Origin of the sequence: Burkholderia sp. THE68 (genome assembly GCF_009938265.1) — a bacterium.
In the GTDB taxonomy this organism is placed as follows: Bacteria; Pseudomonadota; Gammaproteobacteria; order Burkholderiales; family Burkholderiaceae; genus Caballeronia.
In genome coordinates, this window is the sequence record NZ_AP022319.1 from 89,380 (window position 1) to 112,247 (window position 22,868).

The following is a 22,868-nucleotide window of genomic DNA, read 5'->3' on the forward strand; positions in this document are numbered from 1 at the left end:
CGTCGCCCAATTCCGCGCAAATCGACTGGACGCTCCAATCGGTGGCGCGTTATGAGGATACGTTTGCAGCGTTGCGAACGGCGGGTAGTTGTCTCAACAGGTCGGGCAACGCGGACTGTACCGTTTCCCACACCACATCGAGATTGATGTCGAAGTAGCCGTGCGCGATGCGGTTGCGCATGCCCCGCATGCCGCGCCACGGCACTTGCGCGTGCGCCTGAATGAACTCGGCGTAGCCGTCCATCACCTTCGTCGCCGCCTCACCGATGATGATGAGGCTCATGATGACGGCCTGCTGCGTGCGCTTGTCTTCCAGGAATTCGGTCTTGGCCATTCCATCCACGAAGGCGCACGCATCCGTCGCGGCCTGCTGCATGTGGTCAAGGTAATCAGGCAGGCGGTTCTCGCTCATACTGGCTGCGCCTCCGCGAGCACCTTGGCCCGGAATTTCAGCGGCAAGTCAGCCGGAGTCAACAGATCGACGTGAATGCCGAGCAGCGATTCCAGTTCGTCTTGCAGGCCACCCAGATCGAACAGCGTCGCGCCGGGCAGCGCATCGACGAGCAGGTCGAGATCGCTGCCGTCCTGGTCGGTGCCGCGAAGCACCGAACCGAAGACACGCGGATTCGCCACGCGAAAGCGGCTTGCCGCTTCACGGATGGCGCTTCGCTTGAGATCAAGTGCGAGTGAGGGTCGCATGGGCAGCGTTCGTTATCGAGACTCTTTGGATCAGTATGGGATCGAGAATAGCATTCCAGGAACCATTTTCGAGCATTCCAACGGCTCGCAAAGGCGAAGCACACAACGCGCTTGCCCGGGCGCTCTCAATCCCGCACCCGATGCCCATCCAGCTCACCCGCATAAAACCGCTGCAATTCGACGATGAACGCCTGCAACGCGGCATGATCGCGTCCTGGCGGCGCGAAGCGTCGGCCTAACGTCACGCGATAAGTAATCGGCAACGCGGGCTTCCTGAAAATCTGCCAGCCTTTGCCCAGAAACCCCGAATCCGTCTCGATGATGAGCGTCTGCACCGGAACCTGCGCGCGCGCCGCAATCAGCGCGATGCCGCCCTTCAGCGGGTTCACCGACGCATGCTCCGTGCGCGTGCCCTCGGGAAACAACAGCAGCGGCGAGCCGCGCTGCAATTCGGCAACAGCCGCACGGATCAGCCCCACGGACGTATCGTTGACGATATAACCCGCGAGCAGCGCGCCCGGCCCGAGAAACACGTTGCCGGCGACATCGCCCTTCATCACGCAGCAGGTGTCGGGCACGCGCGACGCGATCAGGAGCGCATCGAGCAGACACGGATGGTTCGGAGCGAGGATCATCGGCGGCTGCCCCGCGAGCGAGTCGAGCGCCGAGAGATCGAAGCGGCACGCGCCGAGCGCGCGCAGCAGCACGAAGTAGCCGTGCCATACACGCTGCACGACCGCACGCCCGACGCGTCGCCCCGCATCGACGGACAGCGCGCGCCGCAAAATCAGCGCGAACGGAAACCACGCGAGGCACACGAGCGCGAGCACGACCAGCGCGAAGTAGAACGCCACGCATTGCCACGCGGATTCGAGCGCCCCCGCGAACGACAGCTTCTCGCCCGCGCCGCCGATTTTCCGATGCGCGTCACTCATCGCTCGCCACCGTTTTCGACGACTGCCCGAACACCCACGCGAGCGCCACGCCGCCCGAGAGCACGCTCTTTTGCCGCACCAGCGGGCTGTCGGCGAAGCTCGCGCCCGCGAGATTCGCATAGCGCATGAAGGCGCCGACCCAGTAACGGCTGAAGCGCCGCGACATCGAGACGAGCGCCTGCGTGCCCGCGTAGCCGCCGCTCGCCTGGAACGCGGGGCGGCCGGGCGTCGCGTATTGCGGCGCGACGGTGTAGAAATGGTCGCTGTACTTGCCGTCGGCGAACATCGGACCGGCAAACATGCCGACGCGCAACCCCGACACGCCCGCGACATCGACGAGATCCAGATTCACGTTCGGCTCGAACTGCCAGCCGACCGTCGTCGGCGACGATTCCAGCGTGATCCCCATGCGCACCGGCAAACGCAGATCGAGCAGCATGTCGCGCGAAGGCGAGCGCCACAGATGCACTTCCACCGACGGGCCGATTTCGATCGTCGGCTTGAGGTCGGGCATGCCGGTGCGCGCGTTGTCGTCGTGGCTGGAAACCGGCAGCGAGCCGAGCACGCTGATATTGAAGTTGACGCGGTCGGTGCTGAGCAACTGGCCGCGCACGCCGTCGCGGTCGGCGCGCAGAAACTTGCCGCGATAGACCACGTAGGGAAACGGGAACACCCACGCGCGCGTCTGGTTCGAGCCGGGATAATGCGGAAACGCCGCCACGCCCATGCCGACGCCCAGCTCCCACAGCGGCTTGTCGGGCGGCGGCACTTCGTCTGCGCACGCCGCACCGCTTGCGACGAACAGCATCAGGGACGCGAGGCGTAGCGGGCGAAATCCCGGCATTGTGATCAATTGGCCGATAGCTCCGCGCGTTCCGCATCGCTCAGATTGCGACGACGCTGGCGGTACGCACGCAGCGAATTGCGCCAGTCGAGCGCAGCCGCGATGTAATAGATGCCCTTGAACGCGCGCAACGAATGCCAGATCGGCGTCGTGCCGAAGATATCGCCCGCGAGCAGCGACAGCAGCGCTTCCTTCATGCGCAGCGGGTTCTTCGGGCCCATGAAGAGATTGCGCATCGTCGGCGACGTCATGCGGTAGATGAACCACGAGAACTCGCGCGGGCCATGCCGCACGTCGCGATCGAACTTCGCGAGCGCGGCTTGCGCACGGGCGGGATGGGCAAGCGCCGTGTCGATCGCTTCCGCGCCCGCCAACGCGCTTTGCATCGCGAGCATCACGCCGGACGAGAACACCGGATCGATGAACGCGAAGGCGTCGCCGAGCAGCAGGAAGTTGCGCCCGTGCGTCATGTCGCCGGTGTACGAATAGTTGCCCGTCGCGTGGACTTCGCTGATCAGTTCGGCATCTTTCAGTCGCTCGGCGAGCGGCGCGCACAGCGCGATGGTGTCGCGAAAGTACGCTTCCACCGACGTGCCCTTCGGACGCCGCTTCAGATACGCGGGCCACACGACCGCGCCGATGCTGGTCGCGCCGTCCGCGAGCGGGATGAACCAGAACCAGCCGTGCTCGAACCAGAACACGGTGATGTTGCCTTCGTTCTCGCCGGCGTTGCGCCGCGCATTGCGGAAGTGGCCGTACAGCGCCGACGAGTTGTGACGCTCGTTGCGCCGCTTCGTCTTGAAATGATTCGCGAGCAGCGTATCGCGCCCGGATGCATCGACGACGAAACGCGCGCGCACTTCTTCGATGCGGCCATCGTCGTGCTCGGCGCCGATCGTCGCGCTGGAGCCATCCGGCGCGAACACGACATCGCGCGCGCGGCAGGCTTCGCTCACGTGCGCGCCGTGTTTCGACGCGTTGCGCAGCAGAATCTCGTCGAGTTCGGAGCGGCGCACCTGATACGCGCTCGGCATCGACTTGTCCCACGCATCGGCGAACAGAAAGCGCTGCGTGCGATCGCCGTGCTGCGGCGACACGAACTCGGCCGCAAGTTTGACCATGCCGATCGCGCGCACTTCTTCAGCGACGCCGAGCCGCTCGAAGAGCCGCAGATTCGCCGGCAACAGCGATTCGCCGATATGAAAGCGCGGATGCCGCGCCTTCTCCAGCACCCGCACGCGATAGCCGCGGTCCGCGAGCAGCGTCGCCGCCGTCGAACCGGCGGGACCGCCGCCGATCACGACGACGTCCCAGTCCTGCTGCGTTTGCTTCGCTTCCAACATTGCGTTCCTCTTCAGGCGATTCCGCCGTTGATCGACAAGACCTGTCCGGTGACATAAGCCGCCGCGTCCGATACCAGATACGCGACCATGCCCGCGATTTCGTCCGCCGTGCCCGCGCGCTGCGCCGGCACCAGTTGTTTGATGCGCTCTGGCGGGAACGCGTTGCCGAGCATCGGCGAATCGATGACGCCCGGCGCCACCGCATTCACCGTGATGCCGCGCGAGGCGAGTTCCTGCGCGAGCGCGCGCGTCGCGCCGATCAGCCCCGCCTTCGCCGCCGCGTAGTTCACCTGGCCGCGATTGCCCATCAGACCCGACAGCGATGACATATTCACGATGCGTCCCCAGCGCGTGCGGATCATCGGCATCAGAAGCGGCTGGGTGACATTGAAAAAGCCGTCGAGCGTGACGTCGAGCACGCGTTTCCATTGCTGGCGCGTCATGCCGGCCATCGGCGCGTCGTCGTGGATGCCCGCGTTGTTCACGAGAATCTGCACCGGGCCGTCCGCCAGAATGCGCGCGAGCGCGCTTTCGGTGGCGTCGGGATCGGTCACGTCGAAGGCGATTGCATGCGCCGTGCCGCCCGCCGCGCGAATGGCTTGCGCGCAGCTTTCAGCGCGCTCGATACCGCCGTTGGCGTGAATCCAGACCTCGTGCCCGGCGGCCGCCAGCGAGCGGCCGACCGCTTGTCCGATCGCGCCGCTGCCGCCTGTCACGAGCGCGCGCATGGCGTGGCTTCCGTCATCGATTGCATGGGTTTATCGCGTGCGGTGCGCGGCGACGTGCGCCGCGAGCGCGCCGAGGTTCGCGAAGATCTTCTGATTGTCCGGATTGTCCGAGCGCAGCTCGAAGCCGTATTTCTTCGAGATCAGAAGCGCGATCTCCAGGATGTCGATGGAATCGAGCCCGAATCCTTCTTCATACAACCGCGTGTCGGCCGAGACGGCCTTGGGATCGACGTCCTCGAGGTTCAATTCGGTGACGATCAGCTCCGCGAGCTCTCTTTCCAGTTCGTTCATCGTGTGTACAGACCAGCGCAAAAACGCGCGGCGAGGGCCGCTCGGAACACGTGCGCCCCGCGCTTTCCGCACGCTGCCGGCTGCCTGTTATCGAGATAATTGCAGTGGCGAAATTCTAGACGAAGCCCCTTGGGACGCCTAGTAGTAAAGGTAACCGGCCGCACCACTCTCCGCAGCACGATATTTCTGAGAAAAATCAGCGGTTTCGCCCTCTGGCAGGGGGGCCGTGACAGTAGGGTAAAATCGGCCGGTCTGACGAATGTAAGATCATCGAACAATCGGTTACAGACCGGGCCCGCACCCGCGCGGGAAAATACTCGTCAGGCAGGCGACTGCCGGGTTTTTGTTCAACTACCGAGCGTTCATGAAGAACGCCGCAGCCGCATCCCATGTTGCGTACCTTTTTCTTCCCACCTGTTCTTCCGTGTGCGTTTTGTGCGCCGGGAGCGTGCCGATGAGCCCCGTCCGCATCCTGCGCGCGGCGGGCGTCGTCGGCGTGATCGTCGCGTATCAGTTTGCCGCGCACCATGCCGCGTCCACGCCGGACGCGCACGGGCTGGGGCTCGCGCTCGTTCTCGCGCCGCTCCTGCTCATCACGCTGAACGCCGCTGCGCGCGCGTCGGCGCGGGCGTGGCTGCTGCCGCTCTGGGCGCTCGCCTGCGCGGCGCTGTGGTTCGGGCGCGCGCCGCTCACCGCGCACTTCGGCTGGGGTTTGTGGCTCGAACACGCGAGTTTCAATCTCGCGCTCGCGTGGATGTTCGGCCGCACGCTCGGTCACGGCCGCGAGCCGCTCTGCACCCAGTTCGCGACGATGGTCCACGGCAAGCTCGAAGCGCGCGTCGTGCGCTATACGCGGCGCGTGACCCTCGCGTGGACGCTCTTCTTCGTCGCGACCGCGCTCGTGTCGAGCGTGCTGTTCGCCTGCGCGTCGATCGTCGCGTGGTCCACCTTCGCCAACTATCTCGCGCTGCCGCTCGTCGGGCTGATGTTCGTCGCGGAGTACGCGTGCCGCCGCATCGCGCTGCCGGACATGGAGCCGTCGAGCATCATGGACGCCGTTCGCGCCTACACGCATTCGATGCAGATGCGTCGCAGCGGGGCGCAGTGATGCCGTCGAACTCATCGCCCATGCAAACCTTTCCGCTGGTATTCCACGCGTCGCCGGATCAGACGATCGCCTGGCGCGACGGCGCGCCCGTCAGCGTCCGCGAATTTCTCGCCGATGTCCGCACGCTCGCCGATGCGCTGCCCGAAGGCGGCCACGTGTTCAACGTCTGCACCGACCGCTATCGCTTCACGGTGAGCCTGTGCGCGACGCTCGTCGCGGGCAAGACGAGCCTGTTGCCGTCGACGCACACGCCGGAAATGGTGCGCGCCCTCGCCTCGTTCGCGCCCGACGCGTTCTGCCTGCACGACAACGACGATTGCGCGATCGATCTGCCGCGTTTTCGCTATCCGGAGACCGCCGCGCCCCGAGGCGCCGACCAAGCGGCCGTGCCGCACATCGACGGCGCGCGCGTCGTGGCCTACGTGTTCACGTCCGGTTCGACGGGCGTGCCGGTGCCGCATCGCAAGACATGGGGTTTTCTGGTGAAGAACGTGCGCGCGGCGGCGGCGCGTCTCGGCCTGCTGGGCGTTGCACCCGCGACGCTCATCGGCACCGTGCCGCCGCAGCACATGTACGGCTTCGAATCGACGGTGCTGCTGGCGCTGCTCGGCGGTCTCGCGTTCAGCAACCGCCAGCCGTTCTATCCCGTCGATATCCGCGCGGAACTCGATGCCGTGCCCGAACCGCGCGTGCTCGTGAGTTCGCCGATCCACCTGCGCGCGCTGTTCGCGAACGAGGATGCGTTGCCGCGCGCCTCGCTGGTGCTGTCGGCGACCGCGCCGCTTTCGGAAAAGCTCGCGCTGGACGCGGAAACGCGCCTGGACGCGCCGCTGATGGAAATCTACGGCAGCACCGAAACCGGCCAGATCGCGACGCGCCGCACCGCGCGCACCGCCGCGTGGGAGCTGTTTCCGGACATCGCGCTGACGCCGCGCGCCGACGATGCCAACGATAGCGGCGGCCAAACCATGTGGGCCTCGGGCGGCCACGTCGAAGTGCCGGTGCCGATGGGCGACGCGCTCGAACTCATCGACGATACGCATTTCCTGCTGCACGGCCGCAAGGCGGATCTGATCAATATCGCGGGCAAGCGCACGTCGCTCGCGTATCTGAATCATCAGTTGAACGCGGTCCCGGGTGTCGTCGATGGCGTGTTCTACATGCCCGATGAAACCCGCGATGGCGCCGACAGCGAACCCGTGCGGCGCCTGATGGCGCTCGTCGTCGCACCGGAACTCGCGGCGGCGGACTTGCAGCGCGCATTGCGCGAGCGCGTCGACGCCGCGTTCATGCCGCGTCCGCTGCTGTTCGTCGATGCGCTGCCGCGCAACGCCACCGGCAAGCTGCCGCGCGAAGTGCTGACGCAACTGATCGAACAGGAGCGCACGCGCCGCGCGGCGCTGCGCTTCACGGTGCCGCCGGAACATCCCGCGCTCGCCGGCCATTTTCCCGGCCGTCCGATCGTGCCGGGCGTCGTGCTGCTCGATCACGCACTCGATGCGATCGGCTCCGCAATCGGACAGCGCCTCGATGCGTGCAGGATCGAATCCGCGAAATTCCTGAGTCCGGCCGAGCCGGGCGAGCCGCTCGATATCGCCTTCGAGACGGCGGCGAGCGGCGCGATCCGCTTCACGATCCGCGCGGGCGCGCGTGCGGTGGCGAGCGGCGCGCTCGCCGCGCCTTCCACGTCGTCCACGGATATGCACGCATCGTGAACAAGCCGCGCAATCGCGACGACTGGGCCGACCGCCAGGAACGCAGCAACTTCGCGTTGCTGCGCTTCATGACGTGGGTGTCGCTGCGCTTCGGGCGGCGCATCGGGCGCGTGTTGCTGCGGATCATCACGGCGTATTTCGTGGTGTTCTCGCCGCGCGCGCGGCGGGCGTCGCGCGCGTATCTGAATCGCGCGCTCGGCCGGCATGCGGGCTGGCGCGATGGGTATCGGCACGTGTTCTCGTTCGCGTCGACGATTCACGACCGCATCTATCTGCTCAACGAACGCTTCGATCTGTTCGACATCCGCACGCACGGCGTCGAGGAAGTCGAAGCCGCGCTCGCCGGCGGACGCGGCGCGTTCCTGATGGGCGCGCATCTCGGCAGTTTCGAAGTGGTGCGCGCGATCGGGCGTGCGCAGCCGCATATCCGCGTCGCGATCACGATGTACGAGGAAAACGCCCGCAAGATCAACGCGATTCTCGCCGCCGTGAATCCCGCCGCGCATCACGATGTGATCGGACTCGGCAAGGTCGATGCGATGCTGAAGGTGCGCGAACGGCTCGATGCGGGCACGCTCGTCGGCATGCTTGCGGACCGTACGCTGCGTCAGGCCGGCGACACCCTCAAGGAACGCGATTTCCTCGGCGCGCCCGCCGCGTTTCCGCTCGGGCCGCTGCACATGGCGGCGGTGCTGCGGCGTCCGGTCGTCTTCATGACGGGGCTGTATCTCGGCGGCAATCGCTACGATATCCACTTCGAGACGCTCGCCGATTTCTCGACGATCGAACGCGGCGAGCGCGCCGCCGCCGTCGATGCCGCGCTCACGCGCTACGTCGCGCTGCTGGAGAAATATTGCCGCGCGGCGCCGTACAACTGGTTCAACTATTTCGACTTCTGGCAGGCGAACGCCGCAACTGAATCCGCGCCGGCGCGCGCGACGGGTGCCCGCTTGCAGGAAGTCACGAGGGATTCCTGAGCTTATGCGAGTTTTTTCCGCGCTGCTGAGCGCCGCCGCGCTCTGCGCCGCCTCCGCGTTCACTACGTTCGCCGTGGCGGCGGACGCGCCCGCTTCCGGCTGGACGCTCGACCGGCTGATGAACACGCTCGGCGCGAAGAAGTCGGGCCGCGCGCGCTTCACCGAAACGCGCTATCTGAAGATCGCGCAGGAGCCGCTGGAGTCGTCGGGCGAACTGGTGTTCGTCGCGCCCGATCATCTGGAAAAGCATACGGTCAGCCCGAAGCCGGAAAATCTCGTCGTCGATGGCGACATGCTCACGGTCGATCGCAACGGCCGCAAGGTCACGATTGCCCTGCGCAACTATCCGGAACTGGGCGCGTTCATCGAAAGCATTCGCGCGACGCTCGCGGGCAACCGCTTCGCGCTGGAAAACGCGTACACGGTGTCGATCGCGGGCCAGGGCGACGACTGGACGCTCACGCTCGTACCGATCGATTCGCGCATGAAGCAGAAAGTCGCTTCGATCACGCTCGCCGGCACCGGCGCGACACTCGCGCGCGTCGAGATCAGGCAGGCCGATGGCGACCATTCGCTGATGCGCCTGCAAGACGCGTCGGCGCACTGAGCGCGGCATGCGCGCGGTTTCGCGGTCCTTGCGTCAGCCCGCGGTCATCGCCTGGCTGTGCTTTCTCGCGGCGTGCGCTGCGGTCATCGCACGCACGAACTTTTCCGCCGATCTCTCCGCTTTCCTGCCGCGCTCGCCGAGCGAGCAACAGCGCGTGCTCGTCGAGCAGTTGCGCGACGGGCTCGTGTCGCGGCTGATTCTCGTCGGCATCGAGGGCGGCGATGCGAACGGGCGCGCCGACGTCTCGCGCAAGGTCGCGGCGACGCTGCGCGCGGACAAACGCTTTTCCGCGATCAACAATGGCGAACCGGTCGGGCAGGCGCGCGACGAGCGCTTCGTCTTCGAGCATCGTTATCAGTTGAGCCCGGCTGTGACGCCCGCGCGTTTCAGCGAAGCGGGCCTGAAGGATGCGCTCGCCGACAGTCTCGATCTGCTGAGCTCGTCTGCCGGCATGATGGCGAAAGACCTGCTGCCGCACGATCCGACCGGCGAAGTCACCGCGCTCGTCAGTCAACTGGACAGCGGCGCGCAACCCGCGATGCGGGACGACGCGTGGGTCTCGCGCGACGGCCAGCGCGCCGTGCTGCTCGCGCAAACCGCGAGCGCCGGTTCCGACACCGACGCGCAAGCCAGCGCGATGGCCGCGATCCGCGACGCGTTCCGGCAAGCGACGCCGGGCGCGTCGCCGTATCGCCTGCTGATGACGGGGCCGGGCGTGTTCGCCGTCGAAACACGCGATACGATCATGCGCGACGTGCGCTGGCTGTCGGCGGCGAGCATCGTGCTGATCGTCGTGCTGTTGCTGGCGGTGTATCGCTCGGTGCCGACGCTGCTGCTCGGTTTGATGCCGGTGCTGTCGGGCGTGGCCGCGGGCGTCGCCGCCGTGAGCCTCGCGTTCGGCACCGTGCATGGACTCACGCTCGGCTTCGGCACGACGCTCATCGGCGAGGCCGTCGATTATTCGATCTATCTGTTCGTGCAGTCGGCCGGGGTGCAGCGACGGGAATCGCTCAAGGACTGGGTCGCGAGCTTCTGGCCGACGATCCGTCTGGGCGTGCTGACATCGATCTGCGGCTTCGCGTCGATGCTCTTCTCCGGCTTTCCGGGCCTCGTGCAACTCGGGCTGTATTCGATCGTCGGCTTGTCGACGGCGGGCATCGTCACGCGTTTCGTGCTGCCGTATCTGTTGCCGCAAAACTTCGTGATCCGCGATGTCTCGCGCCTCGGCGATGGGCTCGCGCGCGTCGCGGCGCATGCGTCGCGCCTGCGTGTGGCGCTCGCGGTGCTGCTGCTCGCGGCGGTCGCGGCGCTGCTCATGCAGCGGCACGGACTCTGGAGTCAGGAGTTGTCCGCGTTGAGCCCGGTGCCGAAGGCTAGCCAGGATCTCGACGAACGCCTGCGCGCGGATGTCGGCGCGCCGGACGTGCGCTATCTCGTCGTGGTCTCGGCGGCGAGCGAGCAGTCGGCGCTCGAACGCGCGGAAGCGGTGGCGCAGCGCCTGCAACCTCTCGTCGATGCGCGCGTGATCGCCGGCTACGAAAGCCCGGCGCGCTATCTGCCGAGCGATGCTGCGCAGCGTGCGCGCATCGCCAGCCTGCCTTCGGCCAGTGATCTCCGCACGCGCCTCGCGAGCGCGCTGCGTGATCAGACGATCCGCGTGAAACCCGAAGTCTTCGAGCCTTTCATCGCGGATGTGGAAACCGCCCGCGCGCAACCGCTGCTGCGCCGCGCCGATCTGCAAGGCACGTCGATGGCGCTCGCCGTCGATTCGCTGCTGACCTCACGCGACGGCCGCTGGACCGCGATGCTCCCGTTGCGCGCGGCGCAGGGCTCGGACGTACAGGCGCAGCAGATCCGCGCGGCGGTGGCGGCGTCGCAGGTGCCGGACGCGCTTTTCGTCGATATGAAAGCCGAGGCCGACCGCCTCTATCAAAACTATGTGCGCGAGGACATTCGCCTGTCGCTCGGCGGCTTCGCGGCGATCGTCGTGCTGCTCGTGCTCGCGCTGCGCTCCCCGGTGCGGGCGGCGCGCACGCTCGCACCGCTGGTCGCGGCGGTGATCGTCGTGATCGCGGGGCTTGCTGTCGCGGGCAAGTCGCTCACGATCCTGCATCTGATCGGCATGCTGCTGATCGTTGCGGTCGGGTCGAACTATGCGCTCTTCTTCAACTATCGCGCGCACGCCGAAGACAACGCGATTTCGCCGCAAACGCTCGTCTCGCTCGTGATCGCGAATCTCGCGACCGTGCTCGGTTTCGGCCTGCTCGCACTGTCCAGCGTGCCGATGCTCAAGACTTTTGGGCTGACGGTCGGCCCCGGCGCGATTCTCGCGCTGCTGTTCTCGGCGATCCTCGCGCCGCGTTCGGGATTTACGCGATGAACCCGCCCGGCGAGCCGCGCCGATGGACCCCGTCGCCCCTGCTCGGCGGCGCGGCGGCCGTGCATGCGGGCGCGCTCGCGGCGCTGGCGGTCGCGCCGGCCGCATGGCCGTGGGCGGCGGGCGGCGTGGTTGCGTCGCATCTCGCGCTGACGGCAGCGGGGCTGTGGCCGCGCTCGGCGCTGCTCGGACACAACTGGACGGCGCTGCCGGAATCGGCGGGCGCGCGCATCGCCATCACGATCGACGACGGTCCTGATCCCGACGTCACGCCGCGCGTGCTGGATCTGCTCGATGCATATCACGCGCGCGCGACGTTCTTTTGCATCGGCGAGCGGGCGCGGGAACATCCGCGCATTGTCGAGGCGATCGTCGCGCGCGGGCATGCGGTGGAGAACCATAGCCAGCGTCATCGGCATCATTTTTCTTTGATGGGGCCGGGCGCGTTGCGACGCGAAATCGATGCTGCGCAGGCGACGATTGGCGCGATTGCGGGGGCGCGGCCGCTTTTTTTTCGCGCGCCGGCGGGTTTGCGCAATCCGTTTCTCGAGCCGGTGCTGTGCGGGCTGGGGCTGCATCTCGCGAGCTGGACTCGGCGCGGTTTCGATACCCGATCGGGCGATGCGTCGCTGGTCGCGCGGCGGCTGCTGAAGGGATTCGCGGCCGGCGATATTCTGCTCGTTCACGATGGGCACGCGACGAGGGATGCGCGTGGTGCGCCAGTCGTGCTGGCCGTGCTCGATACGGTTTTGCGGGCGGCGGCGGATCGTGGGTTGGGGACTGTGACCTTGCGCGATGCGGTTTTGGGTCACTAACGAAAGCCTGGAATTCACGAGCCTCCACTGCCCTCCCCCATGCCCCCGACCGCGCTCATCGAAACCGCCAGCCTTCCCTACCGCGCCGCGGGCCGTTTCGCGTGGCACTTCGCGCTCGGCAAATTACGCCATGATCCTTTCTTCAGCCACATCCTCGAGCACGGCCTGATTCCCGACGGTGCGCGCATCCTCGATCTCGGCAGTGGTCAGGGACTGCTCGCCGCGTGGCTCATCGGCGCGCACGCGTTGCATCGCGACAGCGCCAAATGCCAATGGCCCGCGCACTGGCCCGCGCCACCCGTGCCGCTATCGATACACGGCATCGAGTTGACCTCGCGCGATGTCGACCGCGCGCGCATCGCGTTGAAGGCGCACGAAGCACGCATCCGCTTCGTCTGCGACGACATTCGCACCGCGCCGTTTCCACAGTCGGATGTCATCGTGGCGTGCGATGTGCTGCATTACATCGACGCCGCCGCGCAGGAATCGATCCTGCGCCGCGTGCATGCGAGCCTCGCCGCGGACGGCGTGCTTCTGCTGCGCGTCAGCGATGCCGGCGCTGGCTGGCGTGCAAGCCTCGATCGCGCCGTCGATTTCGGCGTGCAGATCGCCCGCTCCGGGCGCGCGAACGGCCTCACGGTCCGCAGCGAGGCGCAATGGCTCACGCTGCTCGACGACCTGCGTTTTCGAGTGACGGTCAAACCGATGGGCAGCGGCGCGCACAGCGCCAATCGTCTGCTGATTGCGCGACCCATGGATTGAACCGCGCGCGGTCCGAAAGGCCTCGTTTGTTACAATTCATCGAATTCGAACGCCACCGGACTTTGGAAGACGAGCCCGTAGTGAACCCTCTTTTGCTTACGCATTTCACCGCCACCAGCTGCGCGGGACGCGGTCTCGACGCGACGCTCGCGGCGCTATCGACGGGACGCAGCGGACTCACGCCATGCGACTTCGAAGGCGCCGCGCTCTGCACCTATGCGGGCCGCGTCGCCGGCGTCGAGGGCGCGCCGGTACGCGCGGATCTCGCCGAATTCGACTGCCGCAACAACCGTCTCGCACAACTGGCCATGACGCAGGACGGCTTCGACGAACGCGTACGCGAGGCCATCGCTCGTTACGGCGCGGGGCGCGTCGGCGTCTTCATGGGCACGAGCACGGCGGGCATTCTGGAAACCGAGCTCGCCTACCAGCGCCGCGATCCGCAGACCGGCGCGCTGCCCGCCGCGTTCAAATACGCCACCACGCACAACCCCTATTCGCTGGCCGCCTTCGTGCGCGCGTATTTCGGGCTGCGCGGGCCGGCCATATCGGTGTCGTCGGCGTGTTCGTCGGGCGCGAAGGTGTTCGGCTCGGCGCGGCGCATGCTCGAAACCGGTCTGATCGATGCAGCCGTGGTCGGCGGCGTCGATACGCTCTGTCTGACGACGCTGTACGGCTTCAACTCGCTCGAACTGCTCGCGCCGGGACCGTGCCGGCCGTTCGATGTGAAGCGCGACGGCATTTCCATCGGCGAGGCGGCGGCGTTCGGACTGCTCGAACGCGATCGCCTCGATCATGACGATGACGACGCGATCCGCCTGCTCGGCATCGGCGAATCGAGCGACGCATATCACATGTCGTCGCCGCATCCGGACGGACTCGGCGCGCGCATGGCGATGGAACAGGCGCTCGCAAGCGCCGGACTCGATGCGCGCGACATCGGCTACGTGAACCTGCACGGCACCGCGACGCCCAGCAACGACGCCGCCGAGAGCCGCGCGCTCACGAGCCTGTTCGAGCGCGTGCCGTGCAGCTCGACCAAGGGCGCGACGGGCCACACGCTCGGCGCGGCGGGTGCGCTCGAAGCAGTGATCGCCGCGCTCGCGCTGAAGCATCAGATGATTCCGGCAGGCGCGAACACGCGCGAGCCGGACCTCGTCCTCGGCCTCGATTACGTGCTCACGACGCGGAAAACGCCGTTGCGCGCGGTGCTGTCGAATTCGTTCGGCTTCGGCGGGACGAATTGCAGTCTCGTGTTCGGACGCAAGGGAGCGGCATCGGCATGACTGCATTGCATGGCTTTATCGAAGGCGTCGGCGTGATCGGGCCAGGCCTCGCCGACTGGCCCCGCACCGCCGATGTGCTGACGCGACGCGCCACGCGCGAAGCCGCGAAAACCGTGTTGCCGCCGCCGACCGGCCTGCCCTCCGCCGAGCGCCGCCGCACCGGGCCGGTCGTGCGCGCGGCGCTCGCAGCCGCGCACGAAGCGGTAGCGCAAAGCGGCCGCGATGCGGCGACGCTCGCCGCCGTGTTCGCGGCATCGGGCGGCGACGGCGGAAACTTCCACGCGATTTGCGAAACCCTCGCGAGCGACGAGCCGCAACTTTCCCCGACGCGCTTTCACAACTCCGTCCACAACGCCCCCGCGGGCTACTGGAGCATCGCGACGCGCGCGATGGCCGCATCGAACGTGCTCTGCGCGTACGACGGCAGCTTTGCCGCGGGCTTGCTGGAGGGCCTGGCGCAAGTGCGCGTCGATGGCGCGGCGACGTTGCTGGTCGCTTACGACACGGATTACCCGGAGCCGTTGCGCCACGTCCGCCCGATTGCCGATGCCTTCGGCGTCGCGCTCGTGCTCGCGCCCGAGAAAAGCGAGCGCACGCTTGCGCGGATCGAGGCGCGTCTCACCGATGCCGGCGCGCTCACTTTCGCCGATGCCGATCTCGAAGCGCTGCGGCTTTCGAATCCCGCAGCGCGCGCGCTGCCGTTGCTCGAAGCCCTTGCGCGTGGGACGGCATCGCGCGTCGTGCTCGATTATCTCGATGACACGCGCGTGGCCGTCGATATCGATCCATCATGACGGCCGAGCAAACACTCGATCGCGACTGGATCGCCGCGCGCATTCCGCACAGCGGCTCGATGTGTCTGCTGGATGCCGTCGTCGCGTGGGATGCGGAGCGCATCCGCTGCACGACCACGAGCCATCGCGCCGCCGACAATCCGTTGCGCTCGAAGGGACGGCTCGCGCCGGTGTGCGGCATCGAATACGCGGCGCAGGCGATGGCGACGCACGGCGCGCTCGTCGGCGAGGAAGGCAAGCGTCCGCGCGTCGGCATGCTGACGAGCGTGCGCGGCGTGCAGACGCATATCGAGCGGCTCGACACGCTCGATGGTCCGCTCGATATCGAAGCCGAGCGCATCGGCGGCGATGACAACACCGTGCTCTATCGTTTTGCCGTGCGCTGCGCGGATCGACTGCTGCTGAGCGGACGCGCCGCTGTGATTCTCGATGCCGCTCAGGCCGCCGGTTTGGTCGCGCAATAAGCGGAGAAGATACCGAGCTCGACATCGCGGCGCACGTTCGCGAAACCCGCGCGCGTGATGGCGGCGATCACGGTATCGGGCGGCACGCAAGCCTCGATCGTGTCCCAGTAGTAACGCATCAGCTCGACGCTTTCCTCTTTCTTCCCGACGATGCGCGCGATCATCGGCACGACGCCGCGCATATAGAACCTCAGCGCGGCGACACCCACGTCATGCGCGGGCCGCGTGATTTCGAGCACGCAAAGCCGGCCGCCGGGCGCGAGTACGCGGAAATATTCGTCGAAAACTTTCGCGAGATCGCTCACGTGGCGCAGCGCGAAACCCATGCTCAGGAAATCGTAGGCGGCGCTGTCGCAGGGCAAGTCTTCGGCGGCGCCGATTCGCGTCTGTACGCCGATCGGCAGATGCGCCTGCCCGACCATGCCCGGACTCGGATCGACGCCGGTGACGAGCGCCGGATCGCCCGTTATCGCGATCGCTTCCTTCGTGACGAGCCCGGTTCCCATGCCGACATCAAGCACGCGCATGCCGCGCGCGAGACCAGCGGAACGCAGCGCGCGGTTGCGATACCACGGGCCGGAGCCGAAAGCCATCGCGCGTTCGATCGCGTCGTAGTCGGAGGCGGTGCGGTCGAAAATGCCGCGCAGCCAGAGGCGTCGTCTGGTTTCGTCGGGGTAGTAGGTCGTGAGAGGCTCGTGCGGGGCTGTTTCGTCGGGCCGGGTCATTGAGTCTCCTGTCTCATCGAACCGTTTCGAATTTTGGATGCAGAGTGCTTAATACCATAATTCGATGAGGCCCGGCCTGCCGGCCCTACTCTGGCACCGCTGCCAACGCTGGCGCTTTCGTTGCCGCAACCATGGCTATCGGCGTGGCCACGACCACCGGAGCGGGCAAGGCCAACGTCAACGCCTTGCGCGCGCGCATCATCGAATTGCGCACGCGCCGTTCCGGGCGGCTCAGCATCCCGCCGCCGACGAGCGCGACGAACGAGGCGATCAGAGGCACCGCGAGCAGCATCGTCGCGAATTTGAAGAGGCCGAGCTTGAGCGGACTACGCGACGCCCAGGCCGACCACGCGATCGCGAAGCACACATACGCGATAGCGGCTGGCGCACCCGCCAGTTCCGGCACGCCGACGCGTTGCGCGAAAGGCATCGGGAAAATCAGAACGAAGACCGCGACGCTGGACATCGCATGAACGAGAAGCACACGCCGCCGCCTCACAAGACCTGTGATCGACCAGAACGCCAGCACGAGCACGAAAGGCGGACACGCGGCCACCACGGCCGCGAGCGCGAGATACACCACGACGCCGCTCAGCAGGTTGCGCAGATACCCTTCCGACGACGCGTACCAGACCATGTACGCCGCGGCGAACGACGCCACGCACGCAATGAACGCCGTCATGCCGCTGCGCCCGTCCGGCGAAACGACGAGCCTCAGCGACAGAAGACTCGTGAAGCCCACGAGATAAACCAGGAACCGCATAACCGAAAAACGCTGTTTCATACCACGCCCCTTTCCCCTGACGGTGCGAGCGGTCATCAGCAAGGCCGCTCTGTCGCGCGATATCGCCGTATCGCGCTGCAGGAGACCTTACGAGACCCGTCCTCGCCCATCTATCGCCTGCGTCCGAATTCGAATGACGGATCGCAAGCTCAAAAAGCGCCGCCGCGAATAGCCTTTCGGTCTTTCGCGGTCGACGTCTCTTTATCGACTGGGGAATGGAGAATCTTTAGCCCCCGGTGCGGGGCTAGAGGGGCAACACCAACAACGTCAGCGGGCGAGCGGTTTCGCCAGTTCCATCGACGACGCGCGCACGAACTTACCGGCGCCGAGATGGTGAATCGTGTGCAGCGGCTGGTTCGACTCGTCGATGGTCCAGTGGCCATCGACGAACACGCGCGCATCGGCGGCCGCCGCGACGACTTCGGCGAAGCAGGTGTCGTAGGCGTCTTCCGTGTGCTTCTCGTCGATCAGTCTGCATTCGAGCCACGCCGAACAGTTCGTCTCGATGAGCGGCAGGCCGAGCACCGGCCCCTTCACCGTCTCGATGCCGAAGGCTTCGAACTTGTCGATCTCGCGCCCGCTCGACGAGCCGACGGCATACGTGAGATCGATCATCGCCGCCCCCGGAACGATGACGCCGAACGTGCCGCTTGCGGCGGCGAGTTCGCGCGTGTACGTGCGCTTGTCGATCACGACGGCGATGCGCGGCGGCGTGAATTCCACCGGCATCGACCAGGCGGCGGCCATCACGTTGCGCCGGCCGCCGTGCGCGCTCGTGACCAGAACGGTCGGGCCATGGTTAATGAGACGGCTGGCGTGCTCCAGCTTGACAGGACGAAAGTGGCTCATGGTTTTATGAATGCAAAAGACAATTCGAGCGATTGTATGCGACGTTCAAAATGCACGCGCGACCGTCTGTGATCGATGCCCGGAGTTGTGGCGCCCACTCCTTGATCTCGTTCGAGATGTTGCAGTGCAGTCGCCGGCTGGCTGAAGTCGATGGATTCGATCCACGCTTCGGGCTTGTTCGACGCGACGTAAGTGAGCAGAGTGCCATTTGCACACGCACCCTCGGCTTTGAGCGACCCTCGCGAGCGGCGTACCTATCAGCCGGCATGATGGCTTGATGGGTCTGTCATCGTCTCGTCCAGCTTCTCCACAAGAAATTCCGCAAAGACCGCGACCGCGGGCGGCACCGGTGGACGGCTTGTGTAAACCAGTTGCAGGCCGAGGCCCGAGTTCGCGCGGCGATAGCTCGGCAGTACCCGCACCAGTTTTCCCTGCGCCAGGGCCGGGTCGACCATCAACTGCGGCAGCAACGCAATGCCCAGCCCAGCGATACAGGCTTGCGCCAGCACTCGCATGTCGTTGACCGCGAACCGGCTGTCGATCGAAATCTCCTGACTGCCGCGCGGGCCCTGCAGACGCCATGTGCCACGCGCCTGGCGGGTGGATATCGTCAGGCAGTCGTGTCCGGCGAGTTCCCGCAGCGTGCGTGGTGCAGGACGGCGTTCCAGATAGGCCGGACTCGCCGCGAGAATCATTGCATTCGGCGCCAGCCGACGCGTCTTGAAACCGCTACCGGTCTCGATTCCCATGCGCACGGCGAGATCGATGCGCTCGGAGATGAGATCTGTCGGCGTATCGTCGAGCACGAAGTCGAGGCTGATCCTGGGATATCGCGCATAGAACTCGACTAGCCATTCCATGCCGATGAGTTCAAACAAACCTGCCATCGACGCCACGCGCACCGAGCCGGACGGCGCCTGCTCGTCTGCATGTAGCCGCCCTATCTCGAAGATCCGGTCGAGCGCAGGCGCATAGCGTTCGAACAACACCTGGCCCTCCGCGCTCAGCGAGAGCTTGCGAGTAGAGCGATGCAACAGACGAGTGCCGAGCTGGCCTTCGAGTTGATCGATTCTTCTGCTGAGCGTGTTCGCGGGCATGCCCAGGCGCCGCGCCGCCTCCGAGAAACTGCTCGCGCGGACCACCTGGACGAACATTGCGAGGTCGTTCAGATCGAGCATTTTATTTCTCCAAAAATGGATTAATCCAATCCGATTTTACCGTCTAGTGTTGGACACCGTTCTTACCCATACTTGAGGTTCGCACAGTAGGCGGCCGCCTCGCAGTTCGATTTGCCAACGAGCTTTCCCAACGCCCGCCCCTCCCCGGCACCGCGCACGAGCGCGACAACTCAACGTTTCAAGGAGCCTGATTTGAAGAGGCATTTGATCATCGCGGCCGGAGCACTCGCCGCTTCGCTGTCGTTTTCGGCGTTTGCAGACATCGCGACGTACCAGTTCGATCCGAGCCACACATATCCGGCCTTCGAGGCCGATCACATCGGCGGTCTGTCGGTCTGGCGTGGCAAGTTCGATAAATCGCAGGGCACCGTGACGCTCGATCGCGCATCCAGGACCGGCACTGTCGAGGTGATGACGGACATAGCGTCCGTCCACACGGGTAGTACGAAGCTCGATCAGGAACTGCAGTCGGACCAGTTCTTCGACGCGTCGAAGTTTCCCGAAGCAAGCTACAAGGGCACGATCAGGTTCAAGGGCGACAAGCCAGTCTCGGTCGTCGGCAATCTGACGATGCACGGTGTGACCAGACCGTTGACGCTGAACATAGATTCGTTCAAATGCATGGCGCATCCGATGCTCAAACGCGAAGTCTGCGGCGTCGACGCAGCCGGTGAATTCGACCGCGGTGACTTCGGCGTCGATTTCGGCAAGACATACGGCTTCAGCATGAAGACCAAGCTGCTCATCTCGGCCGAAGCACTCAAGCAGTAAGCGATTCGGAGCGTAGCGCTCTCCTTGCAAAACCTAACGGAAAGCAATCATGTCGAACACACAGAAACTCATCGCCGTCGTCGGCGCAACTGGTCAGCAAGGCGGCGCCGTCGTCCGCGCGCTGCAGGCAAGCGGCCAATTCAAAGTGCGAGCGTTGACGCGCAATCCAGCCGCGCATCCGAAGCTGGGTGACGAAGTCGTTCTGGCGGACTTCAATCGTCCGGAAACGCTCAAAGCGGCGTTTGCCGGAGCGTATGGCGTTTTTCTTGTGACCAACTCATGGGAAGCAGGAGCGGACGAACTCGGCCAGGCGCTCGCCGCTGTCACCGCAGCGAAAGAGGCTGGCGTCCAGCACCTCATCTGGTCGACTCTGCCGAATGTGGAAGCGATCAGCCGTGGCGACATTGATGTCCCGCATTTCACGAACAAGGCGAAGGTCGAACGCATCGTGACTGAAGCCGGATTTGCCCATCACACGTTCGTGATCGCGCCGTTCTACTACCAGAACCTGCTCGGCGCAATGGGCCCGCAAAAACAGGCAAACGGCACGACGGGTTGGGCGTTGCCGCTGGATCGCGAGCGGCGGGTCATTCATGCGGGCGACATCACTGAACTCGGCCGGCTGGTGGCTGGCGCGTTCGCGCAACCGGAACTCGCGGGACGCGGTGAACATTTACCGCTGGTGGGTGACTTCCTCAGCTTCAGCGAAATCATCGCCACGTTGAATCGACAAGGAAACGCGTTCTCGTTCACGCAGGTCCCGCGCGAGGTTTTTGCTACGTGGTTTCCCGGCGCCGGAGATATCGCTGCCATGCTCGCGTACTTCGAAGCGCACACGTATCTCGGCTCGGATTCGCGCGACGCGATCGCGCTCGCGAACAAAGTCGCCGGTCGGCAGCCCACGAGTTTTGCCGAGTGGGCCAGAGCGAACTTTGCGATCCCGGCGGCCTCATAAAAAAGGCCTTTCAGGCCGATCGGGTCCGATGCGTCTGTTCATCATCGCTGTTCGACCTCACGACGTGCCCTCATCGAAGCGTCGATGTTCACCGGATACTTCCTCAACTGCGCGCAGACCGAATCCGACGGCTTGGCGGGCGCCATTTCGTCGCGGTGTGCGCTGCGCGACGAACGCCAGCGGATTGGACTATCCGACTCGTACTCGCTGCCCCGTCGCGGAGGACCGTTCGATGGCATCGAGCGTCATATGCAGTACGAGGGCGTCGTCGAAATCGGGCGCCGTATGCGTGCCGTGCCGCAGGTCATTCGCCATCAACTTGTAGATACCGGCGACGTTCCGGGCCGTAATGGCATCTTCGAGGCCGAAATAGTGCGATCGCGGTACCTCGACTTCGTGATAACCATCCTCCTCTTTGCGGGCCGCCTCGATGCGCAACGGAGAAATATTGATCACGGGCACCTGATCGACCGCCGCCGTGATACGCACGTCCCCCTCTGTTCCGTTGATCTCCCACAGAAGCCGGGTTCCGCGCGGCAAGCCACCGCGAAGCTCCAGCGACAGCGGCGCTCCCGATTGAAGGATGGCATTGACCATCACGTGATCCGGTGTCTTCATCGGAAAGTTTTCGCCAGTCTCGATGATCCTCACGGTCTTCCGCCGCTGCGACAGTTCCGCACCCACTTCCTGTATGGGACCGAGCACGCGCTGTATCGCAGCGACGGCATGTCCGCCGATGACGGAAAGCAGCGTCGCGCCGTTTTTGGAGTCCATTGCATACGCGTCGCCGCCTGCTATTTCATCGCCCCAGGTGAAACCGGAACCAAGATATGTCGATGACAAGACCTCTCCGACAAAACCATCGGCCACCAACCGGCGTACGTACTCCAGTTCAGGTGACACGATCGCCTGCGTTCCGATGACGGCCAGCGCGCCCTTCCCGTGCGCGAGCCCGGCAAGCTCGGTGGCCTCGGCCAGTCCATTCCCGAGCGGCCATTCGCAGTAGATGTCCTTCCCTGCTTCGATAGCCGCGCCGACCACTTCCCGGTGATACGGAACCTTCACTGTGACCACCACGACGTCGATATCGGGAGACGCGACGAGTTCCGCCACATTCGCAAATGCGCGCGAAATCCCGAAGGCGGCCGCAGCGGCCTGAGCGCTCGTCAGGCTGGTGTTCGCCACGCCGGCGATTTCAAAGTCATCCGACAGAGCACGCAGTGCCGGAATGTGAGCTGTCGTGGCCCATCCGCGCTCCGCGCTAAGACCCACGATCCCCACACGTAAACGTTTGTTCATCGCTTCCTCGAACCATAGAAAAGAGTTGCTTGCCGCCGCGCGCCGGACGCTTCACGCGAACCCATACTTGTACGATGGATCATCGCGGCCGCGTCGCCCGACATTGGAGTTTTCCAGCGGCGCCAGGTCGCCGGGGACGGGATCCGATCGCTGCGAATCGAGCACCACGACGCGGTCAGCGATGCGCCACTCGCCATTGCGCCGCTCCATGCGATCGACGTAACGGACGTTCACGACCCAGTCTCTGGCGGGCTTGTCGCCGTCTGGCTTCGTGCGATGAAAGGCCTGTGCGTAGTGCTCGGCGCACGCCACGTCGCCGTTGACCTCGACATACTGGTTGCCCGTGAAGTGCTGGGTGCATTCAAAGGCTGGCAGCAACTCGGCGGCCCATTCGATGAATCCTTCCACACCGCCGTCATAGGCGCCGTGATGATCGACCGCGTCCGGGTGATAACACGAACGCACGAGGTCCCAGTCCATGCGATCGATGCCTCGGCAATAGCGAATATGAACGCGCTTGATTTCCGCCTCGTCGAGAAACTGCTGAAGCCGCGATTCCACG

At 65.5% G+C, this 22,868-nt stretch carries 25 protein-coding genes; 12 read left to right on the plus strand and 13 right to left on the minus strand.

Going from position 1 to position 22,868, the window contains the following annotated elements; translation table 11 throughout:
• Positions 1–49: 49 nt before the first annotated feature.
• From BTHE68_RS29170 to BTHE68_RS29200, 7 genes are all read right to left on the minus strand, one after another.
• Positions 50–412 (minus strand): HepT-like ribonuclease domain-containing protein, encoded by a 363-nt coding sequence (locus BTHE68_RS29170; protein WP_162069799.1) that lies wholly within the window; start codon positions 410–412, stop codon positions 50–52.
• On the minus strand, positions 409–699 hold the full coding sequence (locus BTHE68_RS29175) for a nucleotidyltransferase family protein (protein WP_162069800.1): 291 nt from the start codon (positions 697–699) through the stop codon (positions 409–411). Before BTHE68_RS29175 ends, BTHE68_RS29170 begins: the two co-directional genes overlap by 4 nt.
• A 125-nt stretch (positions 700–824) precedes the next feature.
• Positions 825–1,634, minus strand: coding sequence for a lysophospholipid acyltransferase family protein (locus BTHE68_RS29180; protein ID WP_162069801.1), 810 nt, complete (start codon positions 1,632–1,634; stop codon positions 825–827).
• Positions 1,627–2,442 carry a MipA/OmpV family protein gene (locus tag BTHE68_RS29185; protein WP_232078245.1) on the minus strand — a complete coding sequence of 272 codons (816 nt, stop codon included), beginning with the start codon at positions 2,440–2,442 and terminating at the stop codon, positions 1,627–1,629. The genes BTHE68_RS29180 and BTHE68_RS29185 overlap by 8 nt, the downstream gene beginning before the upstream one ends.
• A 41-nt stretch (positions 2,443–2,483) precedes the next feature.
• Positions 2,484–3,821: an NAD(P)/FAD-dependent oxidoreductase gene (locus BTHE68_RS29190; RefSeq protein ID WP_162069802.1), complete on the minus strand. Its 1,338-nt coding sequence runs from the start codon at positions 3,819–3,821 to the stop codon at positions 2,484–2,486.
• An 11-nt stretch (positions 3,822–3,832) separates the two neighbouring features.
• Complete coding sequence (fabG, locus tag BTHE68_RS29195; RefSeq protein WP_162069803.1) at positions 3,833–4,549, minus strand: 3-oxoacyl-ACP reductase FabG; 717 nt, start codon at positions 4,547–4,549, stop codon at positions 3,833–3,835.
• Between the two features lie 30 nt (positions 4,550–4,579).
• Complete coding sequence (locus BTHE68_RS29200) at positions 4,580–4,840, minus strand: phosphopantetheine-binding protein (protein WP_061173699.1); 261 nt, start codon at positions 4,838–4,840, stop codon at positions 4,580–4,582.
• Positions 4,841–5,294: 454 nt separating this feature from the next.
• On the opposite strand from BTHE68_RS29200, the gene BTHE68_RS29205 reads away from it, so the two are divergent.
• The 10 genes from BTHE68_RS29205 (at position 5,295) to BTHE68_RS29250 (ending at position 15,745) form a co-directional block, all read left to right on the plus strand.
• Entirely contained in the window at positions 5,295–5,948 is a 654-nt protein-coding gene (locus BTHE68_RS29205) for a COG4648 family protein (RefSeq protein ID WP_162069804.1), read from the plus strand.
• Between the two features lie 20 nt (positions 5,949–5,968).
• Positions 5,969–7,663, plus strand: a complete 1,695-nt coding sequence (locus tag BTHE68_RS29210) for an ApeI family dehydratase (protein ID WP_162069805.1) — start codon at positions 5,969–5,971, stop codon at positions 7,661–7,663.
• A 68-nt stretch (positions 7,664–7,731) separates the two neighbouring features.
• Complete coding sequence (locus tag BTHE68_RS29215) at positions 7,732–8,640, plus strand: lysophospholipid acyltransferase family protein (protein WP_162070901.1); 909 nt, start codon at positions 7,732–7,734, stop codon at positions 8,638–8,640.
• Positions 8,641–8,644: 4 nt separating this feature from the next.
• A complete protein-coding gene (locus BTHE68_RS29220; protein WP_162069806.1) occupies positions 8,645–9,247 on the plus strand; it encodes an outer membrane lipoprotein carrier protein LolA in 603 nt (200 codons plus the stop codon).
• Positions 9,248–9,254: 7 nt separating this feature from the next.
• Positions 9,255–11,627: an MMPL family transporter gene (locus BTHE68_RS29225; protein ID WP_162069807.1), complete on the plus strand. Its 2,373-nt coding sequence runs from the start codon at positions 9,255–9,257 to the stop codon at positions 11,625–11,627.
• Positions 11,624–12,439 (plus strand): polysaccharide deacetylase family protein, encoded by an 816-nt coding sequence (locus BTHE68_RS29230; protein WP_162069808.1) that lies wholly within the window; start codon positions 11,624–11,626, stop codon positions 12,437–12,439. Before BTHE68_RS29225 ends, BTHE68_RS29230 begins: the two co-directional genes overlap by 4 nt.
• A gap of 39 nt (positions 12,440–12,478) precedes the next feature.
• A complete protein-coding gene (locus BTHE68_RS29235; RefSeq protein WP_162069809.1) occupies positions 12,479–13,201 on the plus strand; it encodes a class I SAM-dependent methyltransferase in 723 nt (240 codons plus the stop codon).
• 80 nt (positions 13,202–13,281) lie between these two features.
• The gene (locus BTHE68_RS29240; protein ID WP_162069810.1) at positions 13,282–14,487 is read left to right on the plus strand and encodes a beta-ketoacyl-[acyl-carrier-protein] synthase family protein; all 1,206 of its coding nucleotides are present in this window, start codon (positions 13,282–13,284) and stop codon (positions 14,485–14,487) included.
• On the plus strand, positions 14,484–15,281 hold the full coding sequence (locus BTHE68_RS29245) for a beta-ketoacyl synthase chain length factor (protein WP_162069811.1): 798 nt from the start codon (positions 14,484–14,486) through the stop codon (positions 15,279–15,281). Before BTHE68_RS29240 ends, BTHE68_RS29245 begins: the two co-directional genes overlap by 4 nt.
• Positions 15,278–15,745 carry a hotdog family protein gene (locus tag BTHE68_RS29250; protein WP_162069812.1) on the plus strand — a complete coding sequence of 156 codons (468 nt, stop codon included), beginning with the start codon at positions 15,278–15,280 and terminating at the stop codon, positions 15,743–15,745. The genes BTHE68_RS29245 and BTHE68_RS29250 overlap by 4 nt, the downstream gene beginning before the upstream one ends.
• On the opposite strand, the gene BTHE68_RS29255 is transcribed toward BTHE68_RS29250, so the two are convergent.
• From BTHE68_RS29255 to BTHE68_RS29270, 4 genes are all read right to left on the minus strand, one after another.
• Positions 15,718–16,470, minus strand: a complete 753-nt coding sequence (locus BTHE68_RS29255; protein WP_162069813.1) for a class I SAM-dependent methyltransferase — start codon at positions 16,468–16,470, stop codon at positions 15,718–15,720. The two genes, BTHE68_RS29250 and BTHE68_RS29255, sit on opposite strands and share 28 nt — an antisense overlap.
• A gap of 85 nt (positions 16,471–16,555) precedes the next feature.
• Complete coding sequence (locus BTHE68_RS29260) at positions 16,556–17,254, minus strand: hypothetical protein (protein ID WP_232078247.1); 699 nt, start codon at positions 17,252–17,254, stop codon at positions 16,556–16,558.
• A gap of 267 nt (positions 17,255–17,521) precedes the next feature.
• On the minus strand, positions 17,522–18,103 hold the full coding sequence (locus tag BTHE68_RS29265) for a flavin reductase family protein (RefSeq protein WP_162069814.1): 582 nt from the start codon (positions 18,101–18,103) through the stop codon (positions 17,522–17,524).
• A gap of 257 nt (positions 18,104–18,360) precedes the next feature.
• Complete coding sequence (locus BTHE68_RS29270) at positions 18,361–19,281, minus strand: LysR family transcriptional regulator (protein ID WP_162069815.1); 921 nt, start codon at positions 19,279–19,281, stop codon at positions 18,361–18,363.
• A gap of 192 nt (positions 19,282–19,473) precedes the next feature.
• Here BTHE68_RS29270 and BTHE68_RS29275 point away from each other — a divergent pair, with 192 nt between their 5' ends.
• Together BTHE68_RS29275 and BTHE68_RS29280 are read left to right on the plus strand one after the other, a co-directional pair.
• Entirely contained in the window at positions 19,474–20,052 is a 579-nt protein-coding gene (locus BTHE68_RS29275) for a YceI family protein (RefSeq protein ID WP_162069816.1), read from the plus strand.
• Between the two features lie 49 nt (positions 20,053–20,101).
• Complete coding sequence (locus tag BTHE68_RS29280; RefSeq protein ID WP_162069817.1) at positions 20,102–21,007, plus strand: NmrA/HSCARG family protein; 906 nt, start codon at positions 20,102–20,104, stop codon at positions 21,005–21,007.
• A gap of 189 nt (positions 21,008–21,196) precedes the next feature.
• Here BTHE68_RS29280 and BTHE68_RS29285 read toward each other — a convergent pair whose 3' ends face one another.
• Entirely contained in the window at positions 21,197–22,306 is a 1,110-nt protein-coding gene (locus BTHE68_RS29285; protein WP_162069818.1) for a Gfo/Idh/MocA family protein, read from the minus strand.
• 51 nt (positions 22,307–22,357) lie between these two features.
• Entirely contained in the window at positions 22,358–22,867 is a 510-nt protein-coding gene (locus tag BTHE68_RS29290; RefSeq protein WP_162069819.1) for a nuclear transport factor 2 family protein, read from the minus strand.
• Between the last annotated feature and the right edge of the window lies 1 nt (position 22,868).